This window comes from Streptomyces uncialis, from assembly GCF_036250755.1.
In the GTDB taxonomy this organism is placed as follows: Bacteria; Actinomycetota; Actinomycetes; order Streptomycetales; family Streptomycetaceae; genus Streptomyces; species Streptomyces uncialis.
Genome location: NZ_CP109583.1, coordinates 514,211 through 528,764, shown reverse-complemented (window position 1 = coordinate 528,764; position 14,554 = coordinate 514,211). Strand labels below are relative to the sequence as shown.

The window sequence follows — 14,554 nt, the reverse complement described above, 5'->3', positions numbered from 1 at the left end:
GATGAACGCGGCTCCTCCGCTTCTCCGCGACCCGTCGGGTGCCCCGCTCGCTTCCGTGTCGCGGCCTGCGCTATCAGGCCGCTATGCGGCTTCGGCAAGATCAGCGTCGCAGGTCCGGTGACGGCACGCGCCGGGCATGACGAGAAGCGCCCCAGCCGGTGCGCGGCCCGCGGAAGCGGGCGTCCGCGAGGGTCCGGTGACTGATGGTCCTGCTCGGCGTGAAGGAGTCCGGAGACACGATGGCGCACCCAACCGGTACGGGATCACCGCTGCTGTGGACACTGGCCGGCGGCGGCAGGGAATCGCTGGCGGCCGGAGCGCGCGAGCTGCGCGCGTACCTGGCCGGCCATGACGACTGGAGCCCGCGGGACATCGCGTTCACCCTCGCCCACCGCGCCGCTGAGGGAAGCAGGCGGGCCGCGCTGGTGGCGCAGGACCGTGACGGATTCCTGGAGCGGCTGGACGCGCTCGCCCACGGCAGGAGCATGCCCGGTCTCGTGGAGGGGACCGGGGGCCCCCACCGGCGGGTCGCCTTCGTGTTCTCCGGACAGGGCGCCCAGTGGCCCCGGATGGCGGTGGACCTGCTCGACACGTCCACGGTGTTCCGCGACCGGATGGACGCGTGCGCCCAGGCCCTGGAACCCTTCATCGACTGGTCGCTGACGGACGCGCTGCGCGACCCGGACGCGCCGGACGCACCTGCGGCGGACCGGGCCGACGTGGTGCAGCCCGTGCTGTTCGCCGTGACGGTGTCACTGGCCGCGCTGTGGCGCTCCCACGGCGTGGAACCGGACGCGGTACTCGGGCACAGCGTCGGTGAGATCACCGCCGCCGAGGTCTCCGGCGCGCTCTCCCTGGACGACGCCGCCCGGGTCGTGGCCCTGTGGAGCCAGGCCCAGGCGACCCTGGCCGGACAGGGGGACATGGTCTCCGTCATGGCCCCGGTCGACGAGGTGGCGCCACGACTGGAACGCTGGGACGGCCGCCTCGTCGTCGCCGCGCTCAACGGCCCGCGGTCCGTGATCGTCTCCGGCGACCGCGACGCCGCGGCCGAACTGCTCGCCGAACTCGCGTCGGACGCCGTGCACGCGCGCAGGATCGCGGTGGGCCTGGCCGCCCATTCCCCCCAGATCGACACGATCGTCCCCCGGATGCGCGCCGACCTCGCGCCGATCCGGCCCCGCACACCGAACCTGCCCTACTACTCCGCGCTGACCGGCGGACGACTGGACGTCCCGGTGCTGGACGCCGACTACTGGTGCCGCAATCTGCGCGGCACCGTCAGATTCCAGCAGGCGGCCGAGGCGCTGCTGCGGGACGGCCATGACGTACTGCTGGAGGTCAGCCCGCACACCGTGATGACCGCTGCCCTCACGGACACCGCGCGGGAGCACGGATCGCGCGCCGCCGTCCTCGGGACGCTGCGCCGGGACCAGGGCGGCCCGGGCCGGTTCCTGACCTCGCTCGGTGAACTGTATGTGCGCGGTGTGACACCGGACCGGGAGGCGCTGTCCGCCGGACAGCGCGCCCAGCTGCGGGAACTGCCGCTCGCGGCCCTGGCGGAGCCCGGCCCGGCGGACATGACCCCGTCGGGTGACGGCGACGGGCAGCGGGACGACGGCGTCGCGTTCCATGCGGTGCTGGTCTCGATGGACGCGTCGGAGCAGCGCGCCGCGCTGGCAAGGCTGGTGGCGGGAGAGATCGCCGCGCTGACCGGGCGGTCCGATCCGGTGCCCGGCGATGTGGCCTTCCTCGACCTGGGATTCGACTCCGTCACCGCGGTGGAACTGCGCAACCGCCTCAGCGCGGCGACGATGCTGCGCATCCCGGCGACGGCCGTCTTCGACTGCCCGACCCCGGATGCCCTGGCCGAATACCTGCGCGCCGAACTCGTCGGTGACCGGCCCGACCGCGACACGGACACGGTCGTGCCGGCGCGGGCCCGGGACGACGACCCCGTGGTGATCGTCAGCATGGGATGCCGCTACCCGGGCGGCGTCAGCAGTCCGGACGAACTCTGGGAACTGGTGTCGGCCGGTGCCGACGCCGTCTCGCCGCTGCCCGACGACCGTGGCTGGGACACCGCCGGACGCTACGACCCCGCACCGGGCACGCCGGGCCGGTACTACCAGCGCGAGGCGGGATCACTCGCCGACGCCACCGAGTTCGACGCGGAGTTCTTCGGTATCTCACCGCGTGAGGCGCTGGCGATGGACCCCCAGCAACGGCTGCTGCTGGAGACGGCCTGGGAAGTGCTGGAGCGGGCCGGGATCGACCCGGCCACCCTGCGACGGACCCGGACCGGTGTCTTCGTCGGGGCGATGACGATGGACTACGGACCCCGTCTCGAACAGGGCGCCGACGCCGGCGGCCATCTGCTGACCGGCAACACCGGAAGCGTCGCGTCGGGCCGGCTGGCCTACACCCTCGGTCTGGAGGGAGCGGCTGTCACCGTGGACACGGCGTGCTCGTCGTCGCTGGTGGCACTGCACCTGGCGGTGCGGGCCCTGCGTTCGGGCGAGTGCACGCTGGCGCTCGCCGGTGGTGCGACGGTGATGTCCACGGTCGGCATGCTCGTGGAGTTCAGCCGCCAAGGTGGTCTCGCCCCGGACGGCCGCTGCAAGGCCTTCGCGGCGGCCGCCGACGGCTTCGGTCTGGCCGAAGGCGTGGGGATGCTGCTGGTGGAGCGGCTGTCGGACGCGCGGCGTCTCGGCCATCCGGTGCTGGCGGTGGTGCGGGGCTCCGCCACGAACCAGGACGGTGCGAGCAACGGCCTGACGGCGCCGAACGGTCCGTCGCAGCAGCGGGTGATCCGTGCGGCGCTGGCGGACGCCGGGCTGGCGGCGTCCGAGGTCGACATGGTGGAGGCGCACGGCACGGGGACCCGGCTGGGTGACCCGATCGAGGCCCAGGCGCTGCTCGCGACATACGGACAGGGGCGCCCCGCCGAACGCCCGGTGTGGATCGGCTCGTTGAAGTCCAACATCGGACACGCCCAAGCGGCGGCCGGTGTGGGCGGAGTGATCAAGTCGGTGCTGGCGCTGCGGCACGGGGTGATGCCGAAGACCCTGCACGTGGACGGTCCCACACCGGAGGTCGACTGGTCGGCGGGGGCGGCCGAGCTGTTGACGGAGGCCCGTGCGTGGGAGGACACCGGCCGTCCGCGCCGGGCCGGCGTGTCCTCCTTCGGCATCAGCGGCACCAACGCCCACGTGATCGTGGAGTCCGCGCCGGTCGGGACCCCGGCCGTGCCGGTGGCGGATGCCCAGCGGCCCGGTGCGGTGGTGTGGCCGTTGTCGGGGCGGGACGGTGCGGCGTTGCGCGGGCAGGCGGCGGCGTTGCACGCGCGGGTACTGGCGGAGCCCGGGTTGGACGTGGCGGATGTCGGTCACTCGCTGGCGGTGGGGCGTTCGCGCTTCGCGGAGCGGGCGGTGGTGGTCGGGTCGGACCGTGACGAGCTGCTGGCCGGTCTTGCGGCGTTGTCGCGGGGGTTGCCCGCGGCGGGTGTGGTGACCGGTGCTGGTGGGGTGGTGTCGGGTCGTTCGGTGTTGGTGTTCCCGGGTCAGGGTTCGCAGTGGGTGGGGATGGCTGCGGGGTTGTTGGACGGGTCGGTGGTGTTCGCGGGGCGGATGGCTGAGTGCGAGCGGGCGTTGGCGCCGTATGTGGACTGGTCGTTGTCGGAGGTGTTGCGCGGGTCGGGGGTGCTGGCTCGGGTGGATGTGGTGCAGCCGGCGCTCTGGGCGGTGATGGTGTCACTGGCCGAGGTGTGGCGTTCGTTCGGTGTGGTGCCGGATGCGGTGGTGGGTCACAGTCAGGGGGAGATCGCCGCCGCGTGTGTGGCGGGTGGTTTGTCGTTGGAGGACGGGGCGCGGGTGGTGGCGCTGCGCAGCCGTGCGGTGGGTGCGCTGGCGGGCCGCGGCGGCATGGCGTCGGTGCCGCTGCCGGTGGATGTGGTGCGGGAGCGGATCGCTTCGCTGGGTGGTGGGTTGTCGGTGGCGGCAGTGAATGGTCCGTCGTCGACGGTGGTGTCGGGCGACGCGGACGCGATCACCCTGCTGGTTGATCAGCTCGTCGAGCAGGGGATACGGGCGCGTCGTATCGAGGTGGACTATGCCTCTCACTCGGCGCATGTGGAGGAGATCCGCGAACAGCTCCTGTCCGATCTGGCCGGGATCGCTCCTGTCACGGGTTCGGTGCCGTTCTTCTCGACGGTGACGGGTGGCTGGTTGGACACGGCGTCGTTGGATGCTTCGTACTGGTTCCGGAATCTGCGGGAGACGGTGCGGTTCGGGGCGGCGACGCGTGCGTTGTTGGGGGAGGGTTTCCGGTTCTTCGTGGAGCCGAGTGCGCATCCGGTGCTTGCGGTGGCGGTGGGGGAGTCGGTGGAGGCCGCGGGTGTGGAGGCGGCGGTGCTGGGGACACTGCGGCGCGGGGAGGGCGGCCTCGAACGGCTGCTGCTCGCGCTGGGCGACGCGTATGCGCAGGGCGCGCCGGTCGACTGGGAGCACCTGTACGCGGGGACCGGGGCCCGGCGGGTGGAGCTGCCCACGTACGCCTTCCAACGCCGGCGCTACTGGCTGACTGCCCCCGCCCTCGTCCCGGCTTCCCCCGCCGAGGACCGCTGGGACGATCTGGAACTACAGGACCCCGCCCGGCTCGCCGAGGCGCTGGGGGTCGGCTGTGCCGCGCTGGACGAAGTCCTGCCCGCCCTGGCGACCTGGCGTCGCACGAGAACCCGTGAGCGCCGGGCGGACTCCTGGCGCTATCACGTCGCCTGGTCACCGCTCTCGATCGCTCCGGTGGACGGTCTCGTCGGCCGCTGGCTCGCCCTGCGTCCCGAGGGCGACGCCGCGGCCGCCGTCCTGGACACCCTCGGCGACGCCGGGGCCGACCTGCTCCAGTGTGTCGTTGCCGACCCGGGCACCAGTAGGGAGCAACTGGCCTCGCTGCTCACCAAGGAGGTGGGGGAGCAGCCGATCGCCGGGGTGCTGTCGCTGCTGTCCTGGGAGGAGCGCACCCATCCCGAGCACCCCGACCTCCCCGGCGGTCCGGCGCTGACCCTCGCGCTGGCCCAGGCACTGGAGGACGCCGGGATCGGCGCCCCGCTGTGGACACTGACGACGGGAACGGCGGTTCTGGGCGGTTCGGAACGGCCCGGACACGTCGGCCAGGCCGCGTCCGCCGCCCTGGGCCGGACGCTGGCACTGGAACACCCGCACCGCTGGGGCGGCTCGGTCGATCTGCCCGAGGTGCTGGACGCGCGTGCCGCCCGCCGCTTGTGCGCGGTGCTCGCGGGAGCCGCCGCCGACGAGGATCAGGTGGCGGTGCGGTCCACCGGGGTCCATGGGCGCCGTCTCCGGCCCGCCGCACCGGCCCCGCCGAAGGCCCGTACGGACGGCCCGGCCGCCCAGGTGCCGCCCGGCACGGACTGGCACGGCACCGTTCTCGTCACGGGTGGCACCGGTGGTGTCGGTTCGCACACGGCGCGCTGGCTCGCGGGCCAGGGGGCGGAGCGGCTGCTGCTGGTCAGCCGTCGCGGCGCCGGGGCACCCGGCGCGGACGAGCTGCGGAAGGAGCTGACCGCGCTGGGCGTCGAGGTGGCCTTCGCGGCCTGTGACGTCGCCGACCGGGCCGCGCTGGCGGAGCTGGTCGCGGACATCCCGGCGCGGTACCCGCTGTCCGCCGTCGTCCACGCGGCGGGCGTACTGGACGACGGCGTGCTCGACGCCCTGGACCCCGCGCGGCTCGCCGCCGTGCTGCGCGCCAAGCTGACCGCCGCGCGCAACCTCCATGAGGTCACCGCGGGACTCGATCTGTCGGCCTTCGTGGTGTTCTCGTCGGTGATGGGCGTCGTGGGCAGCGCGGGGCAGGGCAACTACGCGGCCGCCAACGCCGCCGTCGACGCGCTCGTCGCCGCCCGCCGGGCCACGGGACTGCCCGGGACGGCCGTGGCCTGGGGCGCCTGGGCCGGGCGCGGAATGCTCGCGGACGGTGTCGCCGAGCGGCTGCGGGACTTCGGCATGCCGGTGATGGAGCCCGAGTCGGCGGTCACCGCGATCGGCCGGGCACTCGCCGAGGACGACGCGCTGGTCCTGGTGGCCGATGTCGACTGGCGGCGCTTCGCCGCGGGCATGGGACTGCGGTCCGGCGCCCTGCTGGACGGCATACCGGCCCCGGGCACGGCGACGGCCGTCCCCGACCCCGCCGCCGCACGGTCGGCCCCGGACGCCGGCTCCGCCGGTACCCTGCGGCAACAGATCGCCGTACTGCCGCGCCATGAGGACCGGGTCCGGACCCTCACCGAGCTGGTGCGCACCCACGCGGCGGCCGTTCTGCGCCACCCCGATGCCGGGACGGTCCGGCCCGCAGTGGCGTTCTCCGCGCTCGGCTTCGACTCACTGACGGCGGTGGAACTGCGCAACCGGCTCGCCGCCGCCACCGGACTCGCGCTGCCCGCCACCGTCCTGTTCGACCATCCCACGCCGTCGGCGCTGGCCGGCCGGCTGCTCGCCGAACTGGGCCTCCCGGACCCGACGGGCGGGAGCGCGGCATCCGCCGGAGCCGAGGGGAACGGGGTGGGGGAGTCCGGCCGCGACGAGCCGATCGCGATCGTCGGCATGGGCTGCCGCTTCCCCGGCGGGGTCGAGCGGCCCGAGGACTTCTGGCGTCTGCTGTCGGAGGGCACCGACGCCGTCGGCGACTGGCCGTCGAACCGGGGCTGGGACACCGAGGGCCTGTACGACCCGGACCCCGACCGGGCCGGTACCACCTACAGCAGACAGGGCGGCTTCCTGCACGACGCCCCCGGGTTCGACGCGGAGTTCTTCGGGATCTCGCCACGCGAGGCACTGGCGATGGACCCGCAGCAACGGCTGCTCCTGGAGACCGCGTGGGAGGCCGTCGAGGGGGCCGGCCAGGACCCGACCGCGCTGAAGGACCGGCAGGTCGGGGTGTACATCGGCACCAACGGCCAGGACTACTCCGCCCTGCTGGAGGGGGCCGAGGGGATATCCGAGGGCCATCTGCTGACCGGGAACACGGCCAGTGTGCTGTCCGGGCGGCTGTCCTACGTCCTCGGCCTCCAGGGGCCCTCGCTCACCGTGGACACCGCGTGCTCGTCGTCGCTGGTGGCCGTGCATCTGGCCGTGCAGGCGCTGCGGCGCGGTGACTGCGAACAGGCGCTCGCGGGCGGGGTGACCGTGATGAGCACACCGAAGCTCTTCGTGGAGTTCAGCCGCCAGCGCGGACTCGCCGCCGACGGCCGGTGCAAGGCGTTCTCGGCGGAGGCGGACGGCACGGGCTGGGGCGAGGGCGCCGGTGTGCTGCTGCTGGAGCGCCACCGCGACGCCCTGCGCCACGGCCACCCCGTCCTCGCGCTGATCAGCGGCACCGCGGTGAACCAGGACGGTGCCAGCAACGGGCTCACCGCCCCCAACGGCCCGTCCCAGCAACAGGTCATCCGCGCCGCGCTGGCCGACGCCGGGTTGCGCGCCGACCAGATCGACGCGGTCGAGGCCCACGGCACCGGTACCAGGCTCGGCGACCCCATCGAGGCGCAGGCGCTCCAGGCCGTCCACGGGCCACAGCGCCCGGCGGACCGTCCGCTGTGGCTCGGCTCCGTGAAGTCGAACATCGGCCACACCCAGGCGGCCGCCGGTGTGGCCGGGGTGATGAAGATGGTGCTGGCCATCCGGCACGGCGAACTGCCGGGCACCCTCCACGCCGGTGCGCCGAACCCGCACGTCGACTGGTCCGGCGGTGAGGTCCGCCTGCTCACCGGGCGCACCCCGTGGCCCGAGACCGGGGGCCCGCGCAGGGCGGGCGTGTCGTCCTTCGGCATCAGCGGGACCAACGCGCACGCGATCATCGAACAGGCACCCGTCACGGCGGTCGTCCCCACCCCGGACCGGACCGACGGCCCGGCCGTACCCCCCGCGGACCCCACCGACCCGGTCCTCCCCGCCGCGGAGCCCGCCGACGTTCCGCCCGTGCCCCCCTCGAATCCGGCCGCACCCGCCACCACGGCCACCGTCCCCGCCGGCCGTACCGGACCGCCCGTGCCGCTGCTGCTCTCGGCCAGGACGCCGGAGGCGTTGCGGGCACAGGCCGAACGCCTGCGGGCCCGGCTCGACGCCGACCCGGATGTCGAACTGGCGGATGTCGCCTACTCGCTGGCCACGGGACGCGCCCCTCTCGAACACCGCGCCGCAGTCCTGGGACGGGACCCGGCGTCCGTCCGCCGCTCGCTCACCGCCCTCGCGCGGGGCACGGCGGCGGGCCCGCTGCTCACCGGCGGCGCCGGACGCCCCGGCCGGACCGCCTTCCTCTTCCCGGGACAGGGCAGCCAGCGGGCCGGGGCCGGTGCGGAGCTCTACCGCGACGACCCGGTGTTCGCCACAGCCCTGGACGAGGTGCTCACCGGACTGGACCCGCACCTCGACCGTCCGCTGCGCGACATCCTGTTCGCCGCTCCCGGAACTCCCGGGGCGCAACTGCTCGAACGCACCCGCTACACCCAGCCCGCCCTGTTCGCCCTGGAGACGGCGCTGTTCCGGCTCGTCCAGCATTGGGGGGTGCGGCCCGACCTGCTGATGGGGCACTCGATCGGTGAACTCGCCGCCGCCCACGCGGCGGGTGTGCTGGATCTGCCCGACGCCTGTGCGCTGGTGGCGGCCCGCGGCCGGCTGATGGACGCGCTGCCCAGGGGCGGGGCGATGACGGCGGTGGAGGCCACCGAGGAGGAGGCACGGCAGGCGCTGCTGGACGACCGCACCGGACGGGCCGCCGCGGGGCGGGAAACGGACCGGGACACGGTGGACATCGCCGCCGTCAACGGTCCCACCTCCGTGGTGCTGTCCGGTGACGGCGACGCGGTGCGGCGCCTGGCCGGGGCGTTCCGCTCCCTCGGTCGGCGCACCCGGACCCTGAACGTGAGCCACGCGTTCCACTCCGCCCGGATGGAGGGGATGCTCGACGAGTTCCGGGACGTGGCCGAGTCGCTGACCTATCATGCGCCCGGGATCGAGATCGTCTCCAATCTGACCGGGCGGACGGCCACGGCCGACGAACTCCGCTCGCCGGACCACTGGGTACGCCATGTCCGGGGCACCGTGCGCTTCCTGGAGGGAGCCCGCCGACTGCGGGCCGAGGGCGCCACGGCGTTCCTCGAACTCGGCCCCGGCGGTGTGCTGTCCGCGATGGCGCACTCCTGCCTCCCGGACCCCGGCGAGTGCGCGACGGTGCCGCTGCTGCGTGACGGCCGCGCCGAGACGGACGCGGTCCGCACGGCACTCGCCTCGTTGCATCTGCGCGGTGTACCGGTGGACTGGTCGGCGGGGTGGACCGGCACCGACGTCCGGCGGGTCGACCTGCCCACGTACGCCTTCCAGCGCCGGCGTTTCTGGCCGGAGGCCGCCCTCGACCCGGTCCCCGCGTCCTGGCGCTCCCGTCGCGCGTCCGCGACCGCCGCCGGCCTCCACCGCTACCACGTCGACTGGCAGCCGCTCACCGCGCCCGTGTCCACCCGGCTCTCCGGCCGCTGGCTGCTGGTCACCCCGGACGGACCCGGGGCCGAGGACACCGCGCTCGCCTGCGAACAGGCCCTCGCCGGACACGGCGCCGACGTGGTGGTCATCCGCGTCGGGGCCGCCACCACACGCGCGGAACTGGCCTCGGTGCTGCCGGAGTTCGGCACCCTCACGGGTGTGCTGTCCCTGCTGGGCCTCGCCGAGGGAACCCATCCGCGTCTGGACACGCTCGACGCCTGCCTCACCGGGACCCTGCTGCTGCTCCAGGCACTGGGCGACAGCGGGATCGACGCGCCCCTGTGGTGCGCCACACGCGGAGCGGTGGCCGCGGACGGCACGGAGACGGCCCGCCCCGAACAGGCCCAGATATGGGGCCTGGGCCGGGTGGCGGCACTGGAGCATCCCCGGCGCTGGGGCGGCCTGGTCGACCTGCCGGAACCGCTGGACGAACCGGCACTGGACGGGCTGTGCGCGGTGCTGGCCGGACTGGACGGCGAGGACCAGGTGGCGCTGCGCGCGCCGGGACCGCTGGGCCGCCGCCTCGTCCGCGCGCGGACACCCGCGACCCCCGCGGCCACGCCGTGGACGCCACGCGGCACGGTACTGGTCACCGGAGGCACCGGAGGTCTCGGCGCCCAGGTCGCCCGCTGGCTGGCGGAGCGCGGCGCGGAGCACCTCGTCCTGCTGAGCCGCCGGGGCCCCGAGGCGCCGGGAGCCGCCGGGCTGGTCGCCGCCCTGGCGGAGTTCGGAGCCCGGAGCACCGTAGTGGCCTGCGACGTCGCCGACCGGGGCGCACTGGAGCGGATCCTGGAGCGGTTGCGCGACGAGGACGACACCGTACGGGCCGTGGTGCACACCGCGGGGCTCACCACGGACACCGCGATCACGGACTGCGCCCTGGAGGAGCTGGCCGAACGGACGGCGGCCAAGACACGCGGCGCGGCGCACCTCGACGCCCTGCTGGAGGGCCATGAGCTGGACGCCTTCGTGCTGTTCTCCTCGATCTCGGCCACCTGGGGCAGCGGCGGTCAGGGCGTGTACGCGGCGGCGAACGCCTATCTGGACGGGCTGGCGGCGGCGCGGCGCGGCCGGGGACTGACGGCGACCTCGGTGGCCTGGGGCCCCTGGTCCGGCGCGGGCATGGCGGACGGCGCGGTCGGCGACGGCCTGCGCCGCCACGGACTGGTGCCGATGGCCCCCGCGACGGCGCTCGCCGCGCTCGGCCTGGCGCTGGAACTGGACGAGGGCCAACCGGTGGTCGCCGAGGTGGACTGGAGCCGCTTCGCGCCGACGTTCGGTTCGGTACGGGAGAGCGCGCTGCTGCGCGGGCTGCCGACGGCCCCGCCGCCCCCGGCGGCGGACGCTCCCGCCGGGCCGGGCGCGGACGGTGACCCGTCGTGGCGCCTCAGGCTGGAGCGGCTCTCCGTGCCCGAGGGCCGGAAGCTGCTGCGGGAGCTGGTCAGAAGCGAGGCGGCCGCCGTACTGGGCCATGAGTCGGCCGGTGGCTTCGCGGCCGACCGCCCGTTCCGCGAGGTGGGCTTCGACTCGCTCACCGCCGTCGAACTGCGCAACCGGCTGGTCGCGGCCACCGGTCTGCCGCTCCCGCTCACCTCCGTGTTCGACCACCCGACGGCCGTCGAGCTCGGCGCGCACCTGTTCGCCGGACTGAGCGACACGGACGCCGCCACCGCCGACGGCCCGGCGGTTTCCGTCCCCGGGCCCATGGCGTCCGACGAGCCGCTGGCGATCGTCTCGATGGCCTGCCGCTTCCCCGGCGGTGTCCGCTCGCCCGACGACCTGTGGCGGCTCGTGGCCGACGGAGTGGACGCGGTCGCCGCGCTGCCGGCCGACCGGGGCTGGCCGCTGGACACGCTCTACGACCCGGACCCCCTGAACCCGGGCACGTTCTACACCACCGGCGGCGGATTCCTCGACGGAGCAGCCGAGTTCGACGCGGAGTTCTTCGGGATCTCCCCGCGCGAGGCGCTGGCGATGGACCCGCAGCAGCGACTGCTGCTGGAGACCAGCTGGGAGGCGCTGGAACGGGCCGGACTCGATCCCGCCTCGGTACGCGGCAGCGAGGGCGGTGTCTACGTCGGCGTCGCAGCCCAGGGCTACGGCACCGGACCGCAGAACCCGTCCGACGAGGTCGAGGGGCACCTGCTCAGCGGCAATGTGACCAGCGTCGCCTCCGGCCGCGTCGCCTACACCCTCGGACTCGGCGGCCCCGCCGTGACCGTGGAGACGGCCTGCTCGTCCTCCCTGGTGGCGCTCCACCTGGCCGGCCAGGCACTGCGCGCGGGGGACTGCTCGTTCGCCCTGGTCGGCGGTGCCGCGGTGATGGCGAGCCCGGACGTCTTCGTGGAGTTCAGCCGTCAGCAGGGACTCTCGCCCGACGGCCGCTGCCGGTCCTTCGCCGAAGAGGCGAACGGCACGGGCTGGGGCGAGGGGGTGGGCGTACTGCTCGTCGAACGGCTGTCCGACGCACGGCGCCTCGGGCACCCGGTGCTCGCCCTGGTCCGGGGCACGGCGGTGAACCAGGACGGCGCCAGCAACGGCCTGACCGCCCCGAGCGGCCCCGCGCAGCAGCGGGTGATCAGGACCGCGCTCGCCGCAGCGGGGGTGTCCGGTGCCGAAGTCGACCTGGTCGAGGCGCACGGCACCGGTACGGTGCTCGGCGACCCGATCGAGGCCCAGGCCCTCCTTGCCACCTACGGTCAGGACCGGCCCGCCGAACGGCCCTTGTGGCTGGGGTCGCTGAAGTCCAACATCGGGCACACCCAGGCCGCCGCCGGGGTCGCCGGAGTCATCAAGACCGTGCTGGCCCTGCGGCACGGCCAGCTCCCCCGCACACTCCACGCCCAGGAGGCGTCGAGCCGGGTCGACTGGTCGGCGGGCGCGGTCCGGCTGCTCGCGCGCACCCGCCCCTGGGACGCCCCGGACGGGGACCGGCCGCGCAGGGCCGGCGTCTCCGCGTTCGGGATGAGCGGCACCAACGCCCACGCGATCCTGGAGGAAGCACCCGCCACCGGCTCGGCACCGCCGCCCGAAGACGTGTCCGACGGACCGTCCGAACACACGGCGACGAAGGTTCCCTGGCTGCTCTCCGCGATGACCCCCGCGGCGCTGCGCCGCCAGGCACGACGACTGGCGGAGCAACTGCGGGCCAACCCCGGCCAGAACGCCGCCGAGGCGGCCCGCGCGCTCACCACCACCCGTCCCGCCCTGCCCTGCCGGGCGGCCGCGACCGGCCGCGACCGTGCGGGGCTCCTCAACTGGCTGGACGCCCTCGTCGCGGGAGAACCCGCGCCCGACGCGGTGCGGGACCGGGTACGCGGCGGCCCTACCGCCTTCGTCTTCCCCGGTCAGGGCTCGCAGTGGGCCGGTATGGCCGTGGAGGCGCTCACCGCCTCGCCGGCGTTCGCCGACGCCATCGCCGCCTGCGGACGAGCCCTCGCCCCGTACACCGACTGGTCCCTCACCGAGGTGCTGCGCGGAGCGCCCGGCGCGCCGACGCTCGACCGCGTGGACGTCGTCCAACCGGTGCTGTTCGCCGTCATGGTCGCGCTGGCCGCGCACTGGCGCGACAGCGGGATCACCCCGGACGCGGTCGTCGGACACAGCCAGGGCGAGATCGCCGCCGCCTGCGTCGCCGGAGCCCTGTCGCTCGACGACGCGGCGCTCGTGGTGGCGCTGCGCAGCCGGGCGCTGCTACGGCTGGCCGGGCGCGGCGGCATGGTGTCGGTCGCCGCCTCCGCCGAACGGACCGCGAGCCTGCTGCCCGACGGCGGACGTGTCCATGTGGCCGCGGTGAACGGCCCCGACGCCGTGGTCGTCGCCGGAGAACCGGAGGACCTGTCCGCCCTGCTGGCGGCCTGCGCCCGAGAGGGGCTGCGCGCCAGGGCGATCCCGGTGGACTACGCGGCCCACTCGGCCCAGGTCGCCGAGATCGAGGACGAACTGCGCGGCGCCCTCACCGGGATACGCCCACGCGCCTCGGCCGTCCCGCTCTACTCGACGGTGACCGGCGGGCCCGTCGCGGGAGAATCGCTCGACGCCGCCTACTGGTACCGCAATCTGCGCGAGCCGGTCGACTTCGTCGGAGCCACCCGCACCCTGCTGGAAGCGGGCCACACCCTGTTCGTCGAGGTCAGCCCGCATCCGGTGCTGCTCGCCGGGATCGAGGCGGTGGCCGGGGACGCCGGATGTGAGGTGTCGGCGGTCGGCACACTGCGGCGCGGTGACGGCGGCCGGGACCGGCTGCTGGCCGCACTCACCGAGGCATGGGTGAGCGGCGGCGGCCCGGTGGACTGGTCGCCCTGGACGGAGGCTTCCGGTCCGGACGCCACTCCACCCCTCCCGCTGCCGACCTACCCCTTCCAGCGCGACCGCTACTGGCTGCCCACCCCGGGCCGGACCGGCGCTCCCGCCGCCGTCGCGACCGCGGCGGAGCCCGCCGGGACCACGGACGAGCACGACGAAGCACCCGCCGCACGACTGGCGGCCCGGTTGGCCCCGCTGGACCGGCAGGCACGCCGCCAAGCGGTACTCGACCTGGTCACCGGCCACGCGGCCGCAGTCCTCGGCCATACCGGGACCGGTCCGGTGCGACCCGAGCGCTCCTTCTCCGAGGTCGGCTTCGACTCGATGCTCGCGGTGCGCTTCAGGAACCGGCTGGGCGAGGCCACCGGACTGCCCCTCCCGCCGACGCTCGTCTTCGACCATCCGACCCCCGCCGCGCTTGCCGCACACCTGGACGCGGAGCTTTCCGCCACGTCCGAGCCGCCCTCGCCACTGCTGGCCGAACTGGACCGGCTGGCCGCGCTCCTCGCGGCCGTACCGCCAGGGGAGGCAGACGCCGACGGAGTCGGCGAGCGGCTGAACGAGCTGCTGCGCGGCTGGGGACAGCGCGCCGCTCCCACAGGTGGCAAGGCGCCCCCGCCCGGACCGGTGGACGACACCGCGACGGCGACGGCGGACGAGCTGTTCGCCCTGCTCGACAACAACTTCGGCACGGCCTGAGAGAG

1 protein-coding gene is annotated in these 14,554 nt (G+C 74.8%); it reads left to right on the top strand.

The window, feature by feature from the left end:
• Positions 1–239: 239 nt before the first annotated feature.
• Positions 240–14,549 carry a type I polyketide synthase gene (locus OG711_RS01850; RefSeq protein WP_329558146.1) on the top strand — a complete coding sequence of 4,770 codons (14,310 nt, stop codon included), beginning with the start codon at positions 240–242 and terminating at the stop codon, positions 14,547–14,549.
• The last annotated feature ends 5 nt before the right edge of the window (positions 14,550–14,554 follow it).